Source organism: Pseudomonas ogarae (assembly GCF_014268695.2).
GTDB lineage: Bacteria > Pseudomonadota > Gammaproteobacteria > Pseudomonadales > Pseudomonadaceae > Aquipseudomonas > Aquipseudomonas kilonensis.
Genome location: NZ_CP077086.1, coordinates 4,628,312 through 4,648,245, shown reverse-complemented (window position 1 = coordinate 4,648,245; position 19,934 = coordinate 4,628,312). Strand labels below are relative to the sequence as shown.

Below are 19,934 nucleotides of genomic sequence, written 5' to 3'. Positions count from 1 at the left end.
CTCAATCGACGACCAGATCGAGCATGTGCACCACTTCCTGTTCACTGAGCAGGCCCTTGCGCACCAGGTTTTCCGCCAGCAGGGAAAGGAACTTGGCGTTGCGGTGGCCTTCCAGTTGCTTGAGTTCGGTCAGCACGTTGTACACCTTGCTGGAGGTGCACAGGCCGACGATGCGATGGGGATTTTGCGTGGGCATACCTTCGTCCTTGTTTTTATGAAGCTGTTGTTGGCGGACAGAGCCAGTTTGCGGCCCTGTCATGACGCTCACGTGACAGCTTGAGTTGTTGGAAAAAAGAAAGCAGGATCCGGACCATAATGCCTTTTTTGTGCCGGGAAATTGTTCCGGCAGCGACCTCGGGCAGGCTTATACGGCCATCCAGCGGTTTAGTTGCCCACAAAAAAAGGCATGCGTTTGAGCGTCGAGCTTCAGGTGCTGCCCTATTTTTTGCTCAGCACATTGGTCAGCCGCCGCATGGCCGCTTCGATTTCATGAGCGGTCAAGGACGAGTACCCCAATAGCCAGCCTTGTTTCTTTTCTTCGCCAGCGTACAGCCGGCTGAGGCCGGGCAGCTGCACCCCCGCACTGGCCGCTTGGCGGAGGGTCTTTTCCTCCGACCAACCATCGGCCAACAGGCAGGGAATCTGCAGCCCACCTTGGGGACGCAAGGCGGTAACGATTCCGTCCAGGTGCTTGCCAATGGCATCGAGCAGGGTGGTACGGCGTCCGGCGTAGAGTTTGCGCATGGCCCGGACATGGGCGTTGTAGTGACCGTCTTCCATGAAGCGTGCCAGGGTCAACTGAAGGATCTGTGGTGTGTGGCCGTCCATGATGCTGCGCGCGTAGGTGAAGGCTTTGACCAGTTCGAAAGGCAGCACCATGTAACCCATCCGCAACCCCGGATAGAGGGTTTTGCTGAAGGTGCCGAGATAAATCGTGCGCTGGTATTTGTCCAGGCCCTGCACGCATGCGGTCGGCAGCCCGTCGTAGTGGAACTCGCTGTCGTAATCGTCCTCGATGATCCACTTGCCATGCTCGGTCGCCCAGTTGATCAGTTCGAGTCGGCGTTCCAACGGTAAGGTTGCCCCGGTGGGGTATTGATGTGAAGGCGTCACATAGACGCAAGGGGCGCCGCTGCGGTCTGCCCACAGCAGGTCCGTGCGTATGCCCAGTGCATCGACGTCAATGGGCACGACCTTGGTCTCTGCTGTTTCAAAGGCCTTCCTGGCACCGTAGTAGCCCGGGTTTTCCAGCAGGATCGGTTTGCCGGCGTCGACGAGCAACTGCGCACACAGAAACAGGGATTGGCGAGTGCTGCTCAACACCAGGATCTGCTCGGGGGAGCATTTGGCCCCGCGTTCGAGGTTCAAGTAGGTGGCGATCGCCTTGCGCAGAGGCTCGGCGCCTTGCGGGTCGCCATGCAGCAGGATATTGCCCCGGTAGTCCTTCATGACCTGGCGCTGCAGGCGTTCCCACAGATCGGTGGGGAAGGTACGGGTTTCCGGCAGCCCTGTGGCGAAGGCCTTGATGACCTGTTGATCGGTCACGCCACCACTGTCGAAAATCATCCGGCCGCGCTGGCTCAAGCCCGATCCTGGCGTTGCCTCGCTGCGCTGGGTGTCTTGCGATTTCATGCGCCGGCGCGCAGCCCCGCGCAATTGGGTGCCAACCGTCTCGGATACGTAGCTGCCCGAGCCCTCGCGCCGCACGATGTAGCCATCCCGGTGCAATTGCACATAGGCGTTCTCCACTGTGTCACGGGCAACGCCCAGCGTCTTGGCCAGGACCCTGGTTGCCGGCAGCTTCAGGCCAGCGTCAAGGGCGCCATCGAGGATCAGTGCGCGCAGGGCGCGCTGAATCCGCTGATGCAGATCCAGCATCTGAAATTCGGCATCGTTGAGTCGCATCTTCAGCGTTTCGAGCTCGAAGGTTTTTGCCATGCGGTCTGCTCTGTATGAATAAATTGGCCTGCTTTGGCAGGCCAGTTTATTCGTAGACTCTGTCCGTCGCTATTGCCCGCGAAGGAGCCGCTCGGGGCCGACTGCTGCCGTCGCTGATTGTCAGGCAGTGCGGCCGTCTCATTTTCCCAATCCACAGGACCCTATCATCATGTACGACTCATCCCTGACCCTTGAAGCGTTCGACGCCGAGCTATGTGAGGCGATTCACAACGAAGAATGCCGCCAGGAAGATCACGTCGAGCTGATCGCCTCCGAGAACTACGCCAGCCCATTAGTGATGGCGATTCAGGACTCGGTATTCACCAACAAGTACGCCGAAGGTTACCCGGGCAAGCGCTACTACAGTGGTTGCGAGTATGTCGACGTGGCTGAGCGCCTGGCCATCGAGCGGGTCAAGGCGCTGTTCGATTGCGATTACGCCAACGTCCAGCCTCATGCCGGGGCCCAGGCCAACGCCGCCGTGTTCCTGGCACTGCTCAATCCTGGCGACACCGTGATGGGCATGAACCTGGCCCAGGGTGGTCACCTGACCCACGGCAACCCCTCCAATTTCTCCGGCCGCCATTACAAGATCGTTCCCTACGGCCTCGACCCGCAGACGGGATTGATCAACTATGACGAGATGGAGCGTATCGCCCTTCAAACCCGACCGAAGATGCTGATCGGTGGTTTTTCCGCTTACTCCCGTTACAAGGACTGGGCACGGATGCGGGCCATTGCCGACAAGGTCGGGGCGATTTTCTGGGTCGACATGGCCCACGTTGCCGGTCTGGTGGCAGCGGGTGAGTATCCGAACCCGTTGCCCCACGCCCATGTGGTCACCAGTACGACCCACAAGACCCTGCGTGGCCCACGGGGTGGGGTGATTCTGTCCAAGGGGCAGGACGATACGTTTTACAAGAAGCTCGACTCGGCGGTATTTCCTGGTGTCCAGGGCGGTCCCTTGATGCACCAGATCGCGGCCAAGGCCGTTGCCTTCAAGGAAGCACTGGCGCCCGGGTTCAAGGCCTATCAGAAGCAGATCGTCATCAATGCCCGGGCCATGGCTGCCGTGCTGCAGCAGCGTGGTTACAGGATTGTCTCCGGGGGGACCGATAACCACATGATGTTGATCGACCTGTCCGACAAGCCTTACACCGGCAAGGACGCCGATGCCGCCCTGAGTAATGCCTACATCACGGCCAACAAAAACTCGGTGCCCAACGATCCCCGTTCGCCGTTCGTAACCTCAGGGCTGCGTATCGGCACCCCGGCGGTGACCACTCGCGGGTTTGGAGTGCCAGAGTGCGAGCAACTGGCAGGTTGGCTGTGTGATGTGCTGGACGCGTTGGAATCCGGCGGCAGCGAGCAGGTTGCGCATCATGTGCGCGAGCAGGTAGTGGCGCTGTGTCGTCGTCATCCTGTATATCGGCAACGCTAAAACGAAAAAACCCGCCAGAAGGCGGGTTTTTCGGGGGTTTCAGAGATTTTGAAAGCCTTCTCTGGAACCTTGTCTGGCTCCACGACCTGGACTCGAACCAGGGACCCAGTGATTAACAGTCACTTGCTCTACCAACTGAGCTATCGCGGAATGGCGCGTATGTTACTGATTGGAAAAGAGAAGTCAAGCGTCCATCGCCGGACGGCGCATTCCTGGGGCCCTTTGACAGTCAATCAACGATTGGCAGTTACCGCCAGGGCAGGAGAGGACTACCATGGTCGCCCGGAAGTGGCAGGACGCGCTGCCGGCCATTCGCCGACATTAAGGTACGCGCCATGAATCACCTGTTACCCCTTCACACAGCCAGTTGCGCCGAGGTGTCCCTGTGAGCACCGCCCAGATCAGCTTGCCCAAGGGCGTGGGGCCTCATGCCGAGAAATTGTACGACGCCATCACCCAGGCCAGCACCGCCGAAGCGTTGAACCGTGCCGGCGGCAAGGCCGAGGGTTTTGTCCTGGGATTGGAAAGCACCAAGGCGATCAAGAGCCAGGTGGCCGAGTCGTTGTATGTCATTTATGACGATGCGGCGAGCCAGCGGGCGACGGAGTTGTAGCCTCAGCGAGAATGTCTTTGTGGTCTGCTTCTGTGGCGAGGGAGCTTGCTCCCGCTGGGCTGCGCAGCAGCCCCAAAACAGTCAACCCATTCGGACTGACACACCGAGTTGCCTGATTCAGGGCCGCTTCGCGCCCCAGCGGGAGCAAGCTCCCTCGCCACAGGTTGTGGGTTCACCCATCCTGATAGGCATACTCAAAAAAAACGGGAAGCCCAATGGCTTCCCGTTTTTCATCCAGCACCGAGGGCGTCAGATCACCTGGACGATGGCCTTGGTCACCGCATCGATATTGTTCTGGTTCAGCGCGGCCACGCAGATGCGACCGGTGTCCAGGGCATAGATGCCGAACTCGTTGCGCAGGCGCGTCACTTGTTCAACGGTCAGGCCGGAGTAGGAGAACATCCCGCTCTGGCGTGCGACGAAGCTGAAGTCGTGGTGCGGTGCGGCCTTGGCCAGCATGTCCACCATCTGGATACGCATGCCGCGAATGCGCAGGCGCATTTCGGCCAGTTCGGCTTCCCACTGGGCCCGCAGCTCCGGGCTGTTGAGTACGGCGGCGACGATGCTGGCGCCGTGGGTCGGCGGGTTGGAGTAGTTGGTGCGGATCACGCGCTTGACCTGGGACAGCACGCGGGCACTTTCTTCTTTCGATTCGCTGACGATCGACAGGGCACCGACGCGCTCGCCGTACAGCGAGAACGACTTGGAGAACGAGCTGGAGGCAAAGAAAGTCAAGCCCGACTCGGCGAACAGGCGCACGGCTGCCGCGTCTTCGTCGATACCGGCGCCAAAGCCCTGGTAGGCCATGTCCAGGAACGGTACGTGGTTCTTGGCCTTGACCACGGCCAGCACGTTTTTCCAGTCTTCCGGGCTCAGGTCCACGCCGGTCGGGTTGTGGCAGCAGGCGTGCAGCACAACGATCGAGCGGTCGGGCAGGGCGTTGAGGTCTTCCAGCAGGCCGCTGCGGTTCACGTCGTGGGTGGCGGCGTCGTAGTAGCGGTAGTTCTGCACCGGGAAACCGGCGGTTTCGAACAGGGCGCGGTGGTTTTCCCAGCTTGGGTCGCTGATGGCGACGACGGCGTCAGGCAGCAGTTGCTTGAGGAAGTCGGCACCGATCTTCAGTGCACCGGTGCCGCCCACGGCCTGGGTGGTGATGACGCGACCGGAAGCGATCAGCGGCGAATCCTTGCCGAACAGCAAGGTCTGCACGGCCTGGTCGTAGGCGGCAATGCCGTCGATCGGCAGGTAACCACGGGAAACGTGCTGAGCCACGCGAGCCGTCTCGGCCTCGACAACGGCGCGCAGGAGTGGAATACGCCCCTCTTCATTGCAATAAACACCTACACCCAGGTTGACCTTATTGGTACGGGTGTCGGCGTTGAAAGCTTCGTTGAGGCCCAGGATGGGGTCGCGGGGTGCCAATTCGACAGCGGAAAACAGGCTCATTATTGCGCGGCTCTAATGGAGAGTGAGGGGAGGTGTGGCGCTCCAGCCGAATGCACTAGAGCGGTGCACAAACGGGGAGCTAGTATAGAGGCCATCACCGGGCACGGCGACAGGCGATTCGGTTTTTACGCTAAGTTTTTACGATTTTTTTCGACCGTTAGTCCTCTCGCCGCGTCAAAGTCTTCAAGGGGTGTAGGACGTTCGTCTTGAAAGCGAAGGCATTCACCTCCACATTGTGTGCATTCCAGTTTTTTCCTCGGGCGACATCAGTCGTTTCGGTCTTTCTCGTTCCTGTCGGCTGGCCGACAGGGGTGAATCCAGAGGTTATGTCATGTCTGAATTCCAGCTAGTCACCCGCTTCCAGCCCGCCGGCGATCAGCCGGAAGCCATCCGCCTGATGGTCGAGGGCATCGAGGCCGGGCTGGCGCACCAGACGCTGCTCGGTGTGACGGGCTCGGGCAAAACCTTCAGCATTGCCAACGTGATTGCCCAGATTCAGCGCCCGACCCTGGTACTGGCGCCGAACAAGACCCTGGCGGCGCAGCTGTACGGTGAGTTCAAGGCGTTTTTCCCGAATAATGCCGTGGAGTACTTCGTTTCCTACTACGACTACTACCAGCCCGAGGCCTACGTGCCATCGTCGGACACCTTCATCGAGAAGGATGCCTCGATCAACGACCACATCGAACAGATGCGACTGTCGGCGACCAAGGCCTTGCTCGAGCGCAAGGACGCGATCATCGTCACCACGGTGTCGTGCATCTACGGTCTGGGCAGTCCGGAAACCTACCTGAAGATGGTGCTGCACGTGGACCGTGGCGACAAACTCGACCAGCGCGCCTTGCTGCGGCGCCTGGCGGACTTGCAGTACACCCGCAACGACATGGATTTCGCCCGGGCGACGTTCCGGGTGCGTGGCGATGTGATCGACATCTACCCGGCGGAATCGGACCTGGAAGCGATCCGCATCGAGCTGTTCGACGATGAAGTGGAGAGCCTCTCGGCGTTCGACCCGCTGACCGGTGAAGTGATCCGCAAGTTGCCACGCTTCACCTTCTACCCCAAGAGCCACTACGTGACGCCCCGGGAAACCCTGCTGGACGCCATCGAAGGGATCAAGGTCGAGTTGCAGGAGCGTCTGGAATACCTGCGTTCGAACAACAAACTGGTGGAAGCCCAGCGTCTGGAGCAACGGACCCGGTTCGACCTGGAGATGATCCTGGAGCTGGGCTACTGCAACGGCATCGAAAACTACTCGCGCTACCTGTCGGGCCGTCCGGCGGGTGCGCCACCGCCCACGCTATATGACTACCTGCCGGCCGATGCCTTGCTGGTCATCGACGAATCCCACGTCAGCGTGCCCCAGGTCGGCGCCATGTACAAAGGCGACCGTTCGCGCAAGGAAACCCTGGTGGAGTACGGCTTCCGCCTGCCCTCGGCGCTGGACAACCGACCGATGCGCTTCGACGAATGGGAAAGCGTGAGCCCACAGACGATTTTTGTCTCGGCCACGCCTGGCAACTACGAGGCCGAACATGCCGGCCGGGTGGTCGAGCAAGTGGTGCGGCCCACCGGGCTGGTGGACCCCCAAGTCGAGGTGCGCCCGGCGCTGACCCAGGTCGATGACCTGCTCTCGGAAATCTCCAAGCGCGTGGCGGTGGAAGAGCGGGTGCTGGTCACCACGCTGACCAAGCGCATGGCCGAAGACCTCACCGACTACCTGGCCGACCATGGCGTGCGGGTGCGTTACCTGCACTCGGACATCGACACGGTGGAGCGGGTCGAGATCATCCGCGACTTGCGCTTGGGTACCTTCGACGTGCTGGTGGGCATCAACCTGCTGCGCGAAGGCCTGGACATGCCGGAAGTGTCGCTGGTGGCGATTCTCGACGCCGACAAGGAAGGTTTCCTGCGTTCCGAGCGTTCGTTGATCCAGACCATCGGCCGCGCGGCACGTAACCTCAATGGCCGGGCGATTCTGTATGCCGACCGCATCACCGGCTCCATGGAGCGGGCCATCGGCGAGACCGAACGCCGTCGCGACAAGCAGATTGCCTTCAACCTGGCCAACGGCATTACCCCCAAGGGCGTGTTCAAGGACGTCGCCGACATCATGGAAGGCGCCACCGTGCCCGGCTCGCGCAGCAAGAAGCGCAAGGGCATGGCCAAGGCGGCCGAAGAGAGCGCCCGTTACGAGGCCGAACTGCGCTCGCCGAGCGAAATCACCAAGCGCATCCGGCAGTTGGAAGAGAAAATGTACCAACTGGCCCGGGACCTGGAATTCGAGGCAGCGGCGCAGTTGCGTGATGAGATTGGCAAGTTGCGTGAGCGGTTGCTGACTGTCTGAGGTTTTGTGGTGATGTAGAGGGCCTCATCGCGAGCAAGCTCGCTCCCACAGGAAACCGAGTCGTCTGGACTGGATGCGGTCCAATGTGGGAGCGAGCCTGCTCGCGATGGGCGCGACTCGGTCTGGCAGGCTCTACTCAAATCAGCCTCTCACTGGAGCCCGCCCGCCATCGCCTGTTACCATTCGCCCCCTGTTCGATCTTCGCTTTTATATTCTTTCCGAGACATGCCATGACCACCGTCCGCACCCGCATCGCGCCTTCGCCCACTGGCGATCCCCATGTCGGCACCGCCTACATCGCTTTGTTCAACTATTGCTTTGCCAAGCAGCATGGCGGCGAGTTCATCCTGCGGATCGAGGACACCGACCAGTTGCGTTCGACCCGCGAGTCCGAACAGCAGATCTTCGACGCCCTGCGCTGGTTGGGGATCGACTGGAGCGAAGGCCCGGACGTCGGCGGCCCGCACGGTCCGTACCGCCAGAGCGAGCGTGGTGACATCTACCAGCAGTATTGCCAGCAACTGGTGGACATGGGCCATGCGTTCCCGTGTTTCTGCACCGCCGAAGAGCTGGATCAGATGCGCGCCGAGCAAATGGCCCGCGGCGAAACCCCGCGCTACGACGGCCGGGCGCTGCTGCTGTCCAAGGAAGAAGTCGCCCGTCGCCTGGCGGCCGGCGAGCCCCATGTGATCCGCATGAAGGTGCCGACCGAAGGCGTCTGCGTGGTGCCGGACATGCTGCGTGGCGATGTCGAGATCCCATGGGATCGCATGGACATGCAAGTGCTGATGAAGACCGACGGCCTGCCGACCTACTTCCTGGCGAACGTGGTCGACGATCACCTGATGGGCATCACTCACGTGCTGCGCGGTGAAGAATGGCTGCCATCGGCGCCGAAACTGATCCTGCTCTACGAATACTTCGGCTGGGAACAACCACAGTTGTGCTACATGCCGCTGCTGCGTAACCCGGACAAGAGCAAGCTGTCCAAGCGCAAGAACCCGACCTCGGTGACTTTCTACGAGCGCATGGGCTTCATGCCAGAGGCAATGCTCAACTACCTGGGGCGTATGGGTTGGTCCATGCCGGACGAGCGCGAGAAGTTCTCGCTGCAGGAAATGGTCGAGCATTTCGACCTGTCGCGGGTGTCCCTGGGTGGGCCGATCTTCGACGTCGAGAAGCTGTCGTGGCTCAACGGCCAGTGGCTGCGCGACCTGCCGGTGGAAGAGTTCGCCGCACGTGTGCAGAAGTGGGCATTGAACCCTGAGTACATGATGAAGATCGCTCCCCATGTGCAGGGTAGGGTAGAGACCTTCAGCCAGATCGCCCCGCTGGCCGGCTTCTTCTTCGCCGGTGGCGTGACGCCGGATGCGAAGTTGTTCGAATCCAAGAAGCTTTCGGGCGACCAGGTGCGCCAGTTGATGCAACTGATCCTGTGGAAGCTCGAAAGCCTGCGTCAGTGGGAGAAGGACAGCATCACCGCGACCATCCAGGCCGTGGTCGAGTCGCTGGAGTTGAAACTGCGCGATGCCATGCCGCTGATGTTCGCTGCCATTACCGGCCAGGCCAGCTCGGTGTCGGTGCTCGATGCGATGGAAATCCTCGGGCCGGACCTGACCCGTTTCCGCCTGCGCCAGGCCATCGATCTGCTCGGTGGTGTGTCGAAGAAGGAAAACAAGGAGTGGGAAAAACTGCTGGGCGCGATCGCGTAAGCGTTCAATGAGGCAGGACATACCCCGGTTTTCCGGGGTTTGTCGGTAAGTGATTGTTATCCCGGCAAAAAACTTTCAAATTTGTTGAAAATAAATTTGACAGCCCTCCGATACGCCCTTAAGATTCGCCCCGTCCTCAGCGATGAGGGGCTATAGCTCAGCTGGGAGAGCGCTTGCATGGCATGCAAGAGGTCGACGGTTCGATCCCGTCTAGCTCCACCAATTTACACTTCAAGGCTTGGCCACACCGGCCTTGAAGCGATCAACACTCAGCGTTGATCAGTTGTATAGAAGGGTTTGCGTCCCCTTCGTCTAGTGGCCTAGGACACCGCCCTTTCACGGCGGTAACAGGGGTTCGAGTCCCCTAGGGGACGCCAGTTTTACAGAAGCGATGTTGCAAGATGTCGCTCCGCCGCGAGGCGAAAAATCTGGGGCTATAGCTCAGCTGGGAGAGCGCTTGCATGGCATGCAAGAGGTCGACGGTTCGATCCCGTCTAGCTCCACCAATTACAGGTTCAAGGTCTGGCCACACCGGCTTTGAATCGATCAGTTCTCAGCGCTGATCAAGTTAGAAGGTTTGTGTCCCCTTCGTCTAGTGGCCTAGGACACCGCCCTTTCACGGCGGTAACAGGGGTTCGAGTCCCCTAGGGGACGCCACGATTACCCGCTCTGCGGGATTTTATAAGGGTCATTCAATTCTTGAATGGCCCTTTTGTTTGTCTGGCGTTTGGCCAATTCCCTTATCCTTGAAAAAGACTTCTGACCAGCGGTCAAAATTTCCGCTTGCAGAAAATTATTATGAGAATAATATTTCAATCGTAATATTCGGAGGCGACGATGAGCGATAAAAAGGCACAAACCCGTGAACGCATTCTCAAGGCCGCCAGCGATGCGCTGATCCAGCGTGGGCCGGCAGAGCCGAGCGTGGGCGAGGTGATGGGCGCGGCCGGGCTGACGGTGGGCGGTTTTTATGCCCATTTCGAAAGCAAGGATGCCTTGATGCTGGAGGCATTCAAGCAATTGCTCAATCGGCGCCGCGGCCTGATCGCCGATATGGACGGCGAGCTGACAGGCGAAGAGCGGCGCGCTCTGGTGGCGGCGTTCTATCTGTCCCGCAAGCACCGTGACTCCACCGAACACGCCTGCCCGATCCCCGCGTCGGTCGGCGAGCTCGGCCGGCTGCCGGATGCGTTTCGTGAAGTGCTCAATGAGCATATCGAGTTGATGGTCGCGCAATTGGCGGCCAGCCCGGAGGACGCCGACAAAGCTCTGGGCGACATCGCCTTGATGGTGGGCGGCCTGGCCCTGGCCCGGGCGCTGGGCCCTGGAGAGTTATCGGATCGTTTGCTGCGCGCCGCCAAGTCGGCGGTGCGATGAGCTGAGGCGCAAGCCCAGGAGATGAGCGATGAACAGGTTGAGCTGGATTCGTAGCGTCAATGGCACGTTGGGTTGGGTGGCTCCGCGCCTGGTGGCCAAACAGATGCGTTCGTTGTTCATGCGCCCTCGAAGCTTGCCGCCGCGGGATTGGGAGCTGCCGTTGCTGGCCTCGTCCGAGCGCATCACCTTGCGCTTCGGTCTCTCGGCCTTGCGCTGGGGTAAAGGCCCGGCAGTCTTGCTGATGCATGGCTGGGAAGGGCGGCCGACTCAGTTTGCGGCGCTGATCATGGCCCTGGTGGACGCCGGTTACACGGTCGTGGCGCTGGACGGTCCGGCCCATGGTCGCTCACCGGGTCGCGAGGCGAATGTCCTGTTGTTTGCCAGGGCCATGCTCGAAGCCGCTGCTGAACTGCCGCCGTTGCAGGCTGTGATCGGGCATTCCATGGGCGGTGCCAGCGCCCTGTTGGCCGTTCAGTTGGGCTTGCGCACCGAGACGCTGGTCAGCATCGCCGCACCCGCTCGCATTCTGGGGGTACTGCGCGGTTTCTCCCGGATGATGGGCCTGCCGCCCAAGGCGCGTTCGGCGTTCATTCGCCAGGTGGAAAGCGATGTGGGCATGCCCGCGTCGAAGATGGATGTAGCGCATTACCAGCTGGACGTGCCGGGGTTGATCGTCCATGCCGAGGACGACACGTCGGTTTCAGTCAAGGAGTCGCAGTTGATCCATGAAGCCTGGTTCGACAGTCGCTTGCTGCGACTGCCACAGGGCGGGCACCAGCGGGTGCTGGCCGATCCTCGTGTCATTGATGGGGTGTTATCACTGCTGGCCGGTCGCAGCCTGCAGGCGCGGCAATCGGCTTGATCTGTGGGAGCAAGGCTTGCCCGCGATGGCGGTCGAGTTAGGATCCGTTACACTGCCCCGATCCAAATTCGACCAGGAGAGGGGCATGGGCTGGGATCGCGCAACACCGTTCATTATTGATCTTCAGGTCAATGCCGAAGACATCGACGGGCTGGGCCACGCCAACAACGCGGTGTACGTTACCTGGCTCGAGCGCTGCGCCTGGCGCCATTCCCAGCGCCTGGGCCTGGATCTGGTGGAATACCGGCGCCTCGACCGGGCCATGGCAGTGGTACGGCATGAAATCGATTACCTGGCGGCCGCCTATGAAGGCGATGAGCTGCAATTGGCGACCTGGATCGTCGACTGGGACCAGCGCCTGAAGATGACTCGGCATTTCCAGCTGATTCGTCCCAGCGACAACACCACGCTGCTGCGGGCCCAGACCACCTTCGTCTGCATCGAATTGTCCACCGGCAGGCCCAAGCGCATGCCGCCGGAATTCATCGAAGGTTATGGTCCCGCGCTGAAGCCATCCGGCATCCTCATCGACTGACCCACCGTCATCGCGAGCAAGCTCGCTCCCACAGGGGTTGGTGGTGAATTCCGATGTCGTGGGCAAAATCCGGTAAACTGCCGCACGTTTTTTCGTTTGAGTGTGTGTTTTCATGCAAATTGCCCTGGCGCCCATGGAGGGGTTGGTCGACAACATCCTGCGGGATGTCCTGACCCGTGTTGGCGGGATCGACTGGTGTGTCACCGAGTTCATCCGTGTCAACGACCGTCTGCTCACGCCGGCCTATTTCCATAAGCTCGCCCCTGAGCTGCTGACCGGTGCCCAGACGGCTGCCGGTGTGCCGTTGCGGGTGCAGTTGCTCGGTTCCGATCCTGTGTGCCTGGCGGAAAACGCGGCGTTGGCGTGCGAGTTGGGCTCGCAGGTTATCGACTTGAACTTCGGTTGCCCGGCCAAGACCGTGAACAAATCCCGGGGTGGGGCGGTGTTGCTCAAGGAGCCGGAACTGCTCAACGAAATCGTCGAGCACGTGCGCCGCGCAGTGCCGAAACACATCCCCGTCACGGCCAAGATGCGTCTGGGTTTCGATAGCCCGGATGGCGCGCTGGTGTGTGCCACGGCGCTGGCCGAAGGCGGCGCGGCGCACATCGTGGTGCATGCGCGGACCAAGGTCGATGGCTACAAGCCTCCGGCCCACTGGGAGTGGATCCCCCGGGTACAGGAAGTGGTCAAGGTGCCGGTGTTCGCCAATGGCGATATCTGGAGCGTGGACGATTGGCGTCGTTGCCGCGAGATCAGCGGTGTCGAAGACATCATGCTCGGTCGCGGCCTCGTTTCCCGCCCGGACCTGGCCCGGCAGATCGCCGCCGCCCGGGCCGGTGAGGAGGTGGTCGAGATGTCCTGGGCCGAGCTGCAACCGATGCTCCACGACTTCTGGGTGCAGGTGGTCGAGCAACTGACACCGCGCCAGGCCCCGGGCCGGTTGAAGCAGTGGCTGGCGATGCTGACCCGCAATTACCCCGAAGCGGTGGCGCTGTTTACCGCTTTGCGCCGGGAAACCGAGCTGGACGCGGTGGGGCATTTGCTGGGTGTGAAACGCAGCGAAGCGGCCTGAAAAAAATTCAGAAAAAACTCTTGAAAAGTTTTTGGCGGACCCTAGATAGGGGTTACGCGATGCCGAATTCGGGTCGCGGAGACAAAAAAACTTGCTGAATTTTTCAGGAGATTTGAATCATGAGTACTGCATTTTCGCTGGCCCCGCTGTTCCGTTCCTCGGTAGGTTTCGACCGTTTCAACGACTTGTTCGAAACCGCCCTGCGCAACGAGCCGGGCAGCAGCTATCCACCCTACAACGTGGAAAAACATGGTGATGACGAGTACCGCATTGTGGTCGCCGCCGCCGGGTTCCAGGAAGAAGACCTGGACCTGCAAGTGGAAAAAGGTGTGCTGACCATCAGTGGCGGCAAACGTGAAGCCAGTAACGATAGCGTCACCTACCTGCACCAGGGCATCGCCCAGCGTGCGTTCAAGCTGTCCTTCCGGTTGGCCGATCATATCGAGATCAAGTCCGCCGGCCTGAGCAACGGTCTGTTGAGTATCGACCTGCTGCGGGTGATCCCGGAAGAGGCCAAGGCCAAGCGCATCCCGATCAACGGAGCGCAGCAGCAACCCGCACTGCAAAACTGATGCAGGGCAAATGAAGAAGGGCGCCAAATGGCGCCCTTTTTCATTTTGGATATCGATGGAAGATTAATTGTGGCTAGGGGGCTGTGGGAGCAAGGCTTGCCCGCGATAAAAGCAATGCGGTCCTTCAGAAACCGAGTCACCTGCAGTCGCGAGCAAGCTTTGCTCCCACATAAAACCCCCTCGCCACAAAGGCCCCATGTTCCAAATTAGGGCAACAACCGCTCAAACGCCTCCAGCGGCAACGGTCGGCTATGCAAATAACCCTGGTACAAATGACAACCAAGCCCTTGCAGGAATTGCAATTGCTCCAGGGTCTCCACGCCTTCGGCAATCATGATCAGGTTGAGGCTGCGGGCCATGGCGACGATGGCGCGGATGATTTCGGCGTCGTTGGGGTCGCTGGTGGCGTCGCGCACGAATGACTGGTCGATTTTCAACGTGTCCACTGGCAGGCGCTTGAGGTAGGTCAGCGACGAGTAACCGGTGCCGAAATCATCCATGGCAAAGCTCACCCCCAGTTTCTTGAGCCGGCGCATCTTGGCGATGGTGTCGTCCAGGTTCTGGATCACGATGCCTTCGGTGATCTCCAGTTTCAGCAGGGAGAAGGGCAGGTCGTGAGCGATGAGGCTGTTTTCGATACGTTCGACGAAGTCGCTCTGGCGGAATTGGCGTGGGCTGATGTTCACGCACAGGCTGAATTGCTGGGGGTCGATCTTGCCCTTGGCGATCAGTTGCTTGAAGCCGTCGCAGGCTTCATCGAGGATCCAGGTCCCGACTTCGAGGATCAGGCCGCTGTCCTCCAGCACTTTGATGAATTCGTTGGGCGACTGGGCGCCCAGGTCTGGGTGATGCCAGCGCACCAGGGCTTCGGCACCGATGATGCGGTTGTCCCGGGCATCGACCTGAGGCTGGAAATGCACGCTGAACTCACCACGGGCCAGGGCCAGGCGCAGGTCGGTCTCCATGCGCAGCCGTTCGCTGGCGGCTTTTTGCATGGTGGCGTGAAACATCTGCGAGGTGTTGCGCCCTGAGTCCTTGGCGCGGTACAGCGCAATATCGGCGCGCTTGAGCAAATCGGTGGGTGTGGAGCCGTGGTCGGGAATCAGCGCAATACCGATGCTCGGCGTGACCTGCAGGCGCTGGCCATCGAGAAACATCGGCTCCGAGAGCAGTTCGCGCAGGGTGTCGGCCAGGGTTTGCACTTGCTTGCTGACTTCGTTGCGCGAACCTTCCAGGCCGCTGAGCAGCACCACGAATTCATCGCCGCCCAGTCGTGCGACGGTGTCTTCCAGGCGCACGCTGGCTTCCAGGCGCGCGGTGATGATCTTCAGCACGGTGTCGCCCACCGGGTGGCCGAGGGAGTCGTTGATGTGCTTGAAATGATCCAGATCGAGAAACAGCAGGGCGCCGCGCAGGTTGTGGCGCTTGAGCAGGGCGATCTGCTGGCTCAGCCGGTCCATCAGCAAGGCCCGGTTGGGCAGGTTGGTCAGCGGGTCGTGGTAGGCCAGGTGACGGATCTGGGCTTCGGCATTGCGCAGCAGGCTCACGTCCCGGGCGGTCAGCAGCAGGCATGCGGTTTCATTGAGGGTGATGGGCTCAACTGACACCTCGACCGTAAGGATTTCCCCCCGTTTATTGCGCCCGAGCATCTCCTGGTGGACTACGCGGCCCTTGAGTTGCAGCTCGGCCAGCAGGGCAGTGCGTTGTTTTTCTTCGGCCCAGATCCCCACTTCGTAGACCGTGTGCCCGATCACTTCGTCGGCGCGGTAGCCAGTCAGCCGGCAGAAGCCGTCGTTGACCTCAAGGTAGCGACCGCTTTCGAGCTCGGTGATGGTGATGGCGTCGGGGCTGGAATGAAACGCCTTGGCGAATTTCTCTTCGCTGGCCTTGAGGGCGGCTTCGGAGCGTTGTTGCTGGGTGATGTCCCGCAAGGTGGTGACGATGCAGGGCTGGTTGCCGACGTTGATTTGCCGGCTGGAAATCACGCAGGTTAGCGGCTGGCCGTTCTTATGGTGAACGACGATGGCGACATTGTTCAGTGATTGTTCGCGGATCACCCGCTCGATGCGTTGCAGGCTGCTGCCCGAGGCATCCCAGAGGCCGATTTCGTCGGCATCGAGGCCGATCACGTCGCTGGCGGTCCAGCCGAAGGTCTGGGTGAAACTGGAGTTGATCTCGAGGAACCGGCCGCTGTCCAGGTGGGTGACGCAGATCGGGTCGGGGCTTACCTGGAACAGCGTGGCGAATTTTTCTTCCGAGGCGGCCAGGCTCTGTTCGCGCTCCACCTGGTCGGTGATGTCCAGCAAGGTGCCGGCCATGCGCAAGGGGCTGCCGTCGTCGTTGCGGTAGAGGCGGGCGCGGCTTTCCAGGTAGCGCGAGCTGCCGTCCGGCAGTTGCACGCGGTAGGTCAACTGATAATTGCCCGCCGGGCCTTCGCGCAGGCTGCGATAGGCGTTGCGCATGTTGTTGCGCTCTTCCGTGGGGACGCCTTCGAAAAACGCATCGAACGATTCGTGGAACGGCTTGGGCTCCAGGCCGTGGAGCTGCGCGGCCCGGGCCGAGCCGTAGAGCATGCCGCTGGGAATGTGCCAGTCCCAGGTGCCCAGTTGCGCCGAGTCGAGGGCCAGGTCCAGGCGTTCCTGGCTGTCCTTGAGGGCCTGTTCGGCGAGTTTGCGCTCGGTGGTGTCGAGAAAGGCGCTCAACAGGTAGGGTTGGCCCTCCAGCTCGACTTTCTGCGCGCTGAGCAGGCCGGTGTGGATCTGGCCATTGCTCGCCCGCAGTTCCACCTCCATGCTCGCCAGTTCGCCCTTGGCCTTGATGGCTTCCAGCAGTTTTGCCCGTTGCCCGGGGTCAACCCACAAGCCCAGTTCCAGGGTGGTGCGGCCAATCACATCGTGCAGCGGCCAGCCGAACAGGCTTTCGAAATACTGGTTGGCCTCGCTGATCAGCCCGTCCTCCTGGCGGGTCAGCAAAACCATGTTCGGGCACAGGTGAAAGAGCGTGGCGAAGCGTTTTTCCGAGCTGCGCAGCGCCTGTTCCCGCTCGCGCTGATGGGTGATTTCGCGGATCACCCCGATCATGCGCGGGCGACCATGCTTGTCGGGCAGCACGCTGCCGCTGATCTCCAGCCAGTGCAAGCTGCCATCGGGCCAGACGATGCGGTGGTGCATCGCCTGTTCCAGTGGCGCCCCGGCCACTGCCGCATGAAAGGCACGCAGGGCCTTGGCCCGGTCTTCGGGCAGCAACAGGTCCAGATAATCCACATCCGCTGGCAATGGCTGGCGCGGATCGAAGCCGAACAGCGCCTGGGTGCCCCGGGACCAACTGATTTGCCCGCTGTCGATGTCCCACGACCAGGCCCCCAGCCGCGCACCGTTCAGGGCGGCCAGCAACTGCGGCGCGCTGTCCCAGCTCTGCTCGGACCGTTTCGGGTCGAGCGCCTGGATGCGTGGCAAGGGCGGGAGGTGGTCAGCGGGTTTGGGCATTATCTAGCGAGCCTTGAGCGGGTTAGGGCATAAAGCACAGGCGTCAGGCCCTACAGGCGCGGCACAACCTATGCCCTTGTCCCTGGCAAATCGATTTGTGCGTCCAGTAAGGCCATGAAAGCCCGTGCGGCGTTCGACAGCGTCCGTTCGGTGTGCAAGATATAGCCTAGCTGGCGACTGAGTTGTATGCCCGGCAAAGGAATGCGCGCCACCTGTTCGTCGAGCATGGTGCGCGGCAAAACGCTCCAGGCCAGGCCGATGGAGACCATCATTTTTATGGTTTCCAGGTAATTCGTGCTCATGGCGATGTTCGGCGTCAGGCCCTGGGCTTCGAACAGCCGTCGCACGATGTGATGGGTAAACGTGTTGCCCCCCGGGAAAACCGCTGGATGCAAGGCAATGTCCGCCAGACTGACCGCGCCGTTTTCCAGCAGCGCATGCTCCGGGGCGACCACGAAATCCAGCGGGTCGTCCCACACCGGCGTGGCCCGTACCAACGTGTGGGGTTCGGGGGCGAGGGTGATGACGGCCAGTTCCGCCCGGCCATGGAGGATTTCTTCGTAGGCCACTTCCGAATCCAGGAACTGGATATCCAGCGCCACCTGGGGGTAGCGTCGGGTGAACTCCCGCAATAACGGTGGCAGGCGGTGCAGGCCGATGTGGTGGCTGGTGGCGAGCGTCAGGCGCCCGGTCACTTCGCCGCTCAGGTTGGTCAGGGCGCGGCGGGTGTCGTCCAGCACGTTGAGGATCTGATAGGCCCGTGGCAACAGGGCCCGGCCGGCCTCGGTCAGGCCCACTTCACGGCCGAGGCGGTCGAACAGGCGTACCTTGAGCTGTTGCTCGAGGCTGGCAATGCGCTTGCTGATGGCTGGCTGGGTCAGGTGCAGGCGTTCGCCGGCGCCGGAGAAACTGCCCGTCTCGGCGATGGCTATAAAGGCATTGAGGTTGGCGAGGTCCATGGCGGTTTCGGTCGAATTCCAGTTGGTTATGCAAAGTATGAAAAATATGAATTTGAGTTATTTAATGTAACCCCATAGGATCAGCCTCACAAGCCAAGGGGTTATTGATTCGGTCAAGGCCCGGGGCATAGAAACAAGCTGATGAGGAACCGTCTGATGGCCGGCAAAACGCTCTACGACAAGCTCTGGGATTCGCATTTGGTCAAGCAGCGCGACGATGGCTCGGCGCTGATCTACATCGATCGTCACATCATCCACGAAGTGACTTCGCCGCAAGCCTTCGAAGGCCTGCGCCTGGCCGGGCGCAAGCCTTGGCGCATCGATGCGAACATCGCGACCCCGGACCACAACGTACCGACCACGCCGGAGCGCAAGGGCGGCATCGAAGCCATTGCCGACCAGGTCTCGCGCCTGCAAGTCCAGACCCTCGACGATAACTGTGACGAATACGGCATCGTCGAATTCAAGATGAACGATGTGCGCCAGGGCATTGTCCACGTCATCGGCCCGGAGCAAGGCGCGACCTTGCCGGGCATGACCGTGGTCTGCGGCGACTCGCACACTTCGACCCACGGTGCTTTCGGGGCCCTGGCCCATGGTATCGGCACCTCCGAGGTGGAGCATGTGCTCGCCACCCAGTGCCTGGTCGCCAAGAAAATGAAAAACATGCTGGTGCGCGTCGAAGGCAAGTTGCCGTTCGGCGTGACCGCCAAGGACATCGTCCTGGCGGTGATCGGCAAGATCGGCACCGCCGGCGGTAACGGCCATGCCATCGAGTTCGCCGGCAGCGCGATCCGCGACTTGTCCGTCGAAGGCCGCATGACCATCTGCAACATGTCCATCGAGGCCGGTGCCCGCGTTGGCCTGGTGGCCGCCGATGAAAAAACCGTGGAATACGTCAAGGGCCGTCCGTTCTCGCCAAAAGGCGTGGAATGGGACATGGCGGTCGAGGCCTGGAAAGACCTGGTCTCCGATGCCGATGCCAAGTTCGACACCGTGGTCGAGCTCGACGCAACGCAGATCAAGCCGCAAGTCAGCTGGGGCACTTCGCCTGAGATGGTGTTGGCGGTGGACCAGAACGTACCGGATCCGGCCAAGGAAATGGACCTGGTCAAGCGCGACTCCATCGTCCGCGCCTTGAAATACATGGGCTTGAGCGCCAACCAGGCGATCACCGACATTCAGCTCGACCGCGTGTTCATCGGCTCTTGCACCAACTCGCGGATCGAAGACCTGCGCGCCGCTGCAGTGATCGCCAAGGGTCGCAAGGTTGCTTCGACCATCAAGCAGGCCATCGTGGTGCCGGGCTCGGGCCTGGTGAAGGCCCAGGCGGAAGCGGAAGGGCTGGACAAGATTTTCCTCGAGGCCGGTTTCGAATGGCGTGAGCCGGGGTGCTCGATGTGCCTGGCGATGAACCCGGACCGTTTGGAGTCGGGCGAGCATTGCGCCTCCACCTCCAACCGTAACTTCGAAGGCCGTCAGGGCGCCGGTGGCCGTACGCACCTGGTGAGCCCGGCCATGGCCGCGGCGGCGGCTGTCAACGGCCGTTTCGTCGATGTCCGCGAATTGATCTGA

General features: G+C 61.1%; 15 protein-coding genes and 5 tRNA genes. 14 read left to right on the top strand and 6 right to left on the bottom strand.

All coding sequences use genetic code 11. The annotated features are described in order from the left end of the window. Position 1: 1 nt before the first annotated feature. Positions 2-196: a hypothetical protein gene (locus HU749_RS20350; protein WP_014337442.1), complete on the bottom strand. Its 195-nt coding sequence runs from the start codon at positions 194-196 to the stop codon at positions 2-4. A gap of 242 nt (positions 197-438) precedes the next feature. Further along, positions 439-1,938, bottom strand: coding sequence for a MocR-like pyridoxine biosynthesis transcription factor PdxR (gene pdxR / locus HU749_RS20345; protein WP_186652026.1), 1,500 nt, complete (start codon positions 1,936-1,938; stop codon positions 439-441). Positions 1,939-2,107: 169 nt separating this feature from the next. On the opposite strand from pdxR, the gene glyA reads away from it, so the two are divergent. Then, complete coding sequence (gene glyA, locus HU749_RS20340; RefSeq protein WP_186652024.1) at positions 2,108-3,379, top strand: serine hydroxymethyltransferase; 1,272 nt, start codon at positions 2,108-2,110, stop codon at positions 3,377-3,379. A gap of 74 nt (positions 3,380-3,453) precedes the next feature. On the opposite strand, the gene HU749_RS20335 is transcribed toward glyA, so the two are convergent. Next, a tRNA-Asn gene (locus tag HU749_RS20335) sits at positions 3,454-3,529 on the bottom strand. 235 nt (positions 3,530-3,764) lie between these two features. Here HU749_RS20335 and HU749_RS20330 point away from each other — a divergent pair. Then, the gene (locus HU749_RS20330) at positions 3,765-3,992 is read left to right on the top strand and encodes a hypothetical protein (protein WP_014337443.1); all 228 of its coding nucleotides are present in this window, start codon (positions 3,765-3,767) and stop codon (positions 3,990-3,992) included. A gap of 249 nt (positions 3,993-4,241) precedes the next feature. On the opposite strand, the gene HU749_RS20325 is transcribed toward HU749_RS20330, so the two are convergent. Further along, the gene (locus HU749_RS20325) at positions 4,242-5,438 is read right to left on the bottom strand and encodes an amino acid aminotransferase (protein WP_014337444.1); all 1,197 of its coding nucleotides are present in this window, start codon (positions 5,436-5,438) and stop codon (positions 4,242-4,244) included. 331 nt (positions 5,439-5,769) lie between these two features. Between HU749_RS20325 and uvrB the strand changes: the two genes are divergently transcribed. From uvrB to HU749_RS20270, 11 genes are all read left to right on the top strand, one after another. Further along, positions 5,770-7,785, top strand: a complete 2,016-nt coding sequence (uvrB, locus tag HU749_RS20320; RefSeq protein ID WP_003203884.1) for an excinuclease ABC subunit UvrB — start codon at positions 5,770-5,772, stop codon at positions 7,783-7,785. Between the two features lie 230 nt (positions 7,786-8,015). Beyond that, entirely contained in the window at positions 8,016-9,497 is a 1,482-nt protein-coding gene (gene gltX, locus HU749_RS20315) for a glutamate--tRNA ligase (RefSeq protein WP_014337445.1), read from the top strand. A gap of 146 nt (positions 9,498-9,643) precedes the next feature. After that, positions 9,644-9,719: transfer RNA gene (locus HU749_RS20310), tRNA-Ala, on the top strand. Positions 9,720-9,798: 79 nt separating this feature from the next. Then, positions 9,799-9,874, top strand: a tRNA-Glu gene (locus HU749_RS20305). 53 nt (positions 9,875-9,927) lie between these two features. Further along, positions 9,928-10,003, top strand: a tRNA-Ala gene (locus HU749_RS20300). A 75-nt stretch (positions 10,004-10,078) separates the two neighbouring features. Then, positions 10,079-10,154, top strand: a tRNA-Glu gene (locus HU749_RS20295). Positions 10,155-10,334: 180 nt separating this feature from the next. After that, positions 10,335-10,874, top strand: coding sequence for a TetR/AcrR family transcriptional regulator (locus tag HU749_RS20290; protein ID WP_014337446.1), 540 nt, complete (start codon positions 10,335-10,337; stop codon positions 10,872-10,874). A gap of 28 nt (positions 10,875-10,902) precedes the next feature. After that, complete coding sequence (locus tag HU749_RS20285) at positions 10,903-11,736, top strand: alpha/beta fold hydrolase (RefSeq protein ID WP_095962022.1); 834 nt, start codon at positions 10,903-10,905, stop codon at positions 11,734-11,736. Positions 11,737-11,821: 85 nt separating this feature from the next. Further along, a complete protein-coding gene (locus HU749_RS20280) occupies positions 11,822-12,271 on the top strand; it encodes an acyl-CoA thioesterase (RefSeq protein WP_079305073.1) in 450 nt (149 codons plus the stop codon). 112 nt (positions 12,272-12,383) lie between these two features. Then, positions 12,384-13,343, top strand: coding sequence for a tRNA dihydrouridine synthase (locus tag HU749_RS20275; protein ID WP_046063469.1), 960 nt, complete (start codon positions 12,384-12,386; stop codon positions 13,341-13,343). A gap of 119 nt (positions 13,344-13,462) precedes the next feature. Further along, complete coding sequence (locus HU749_RS20270) at positions 13,463-13,915, top strand: Hsp20 family protein (protein WP_003203872.1); 453 nt, start codon at positions 13,463-13,465, stop codon at positions 13,913-13,915. Positions 13,916-14,121: 206 nt separating this feature from the next. Here HU749_RS20270 and HU749_RS20265 read toward each other — a convergent pair whose 3' ends face one another. Both HU749_RS20265 and HU749_RS20260 read right to left on the bottom strand, forming a co-directional pair. Next, the gene (locus tag HU749_RS20265; RefSeq protein ID WP_046063470.1) at positions 14,122-17,400 is read right to left on the bottom strand and encodes an EAL domain-containing protein; all 3,279 of its coding nucleotides are present in this window, start codon (positions 17,398-17,400) and stop codon (positions 14,122-14,124) included. A gap of 68 nt (positions 17,401-17,468) precedes the next feature. Further along, on the bottom strand, positions 17,469-18,359 hold the full coding sequence (locus tag HU749_RS20260; protein WP_186652507.1) for a LysR family transcriptional regulator: 891 nt from the start codon (positions 18,357-18,359) through the stop codon (positions 17,469-17,471). 156 nt (positions 18,360-18,515) lie between these two features. On the opposite strand from HU749_RS20260, the gene leuC reads away from it, so the two are divergent. Continuing rightward, complete coding sequence (gene leuC, locus HU749_RS20255) at positions 18,516-19,934, top strand: 3-isopropylmalate dehydratase large subunit (RefSeq protein WP_018612421.1); 1,419 nt, start codon at positions 18,516-18,518, stop codon at positions 19,932-19,934.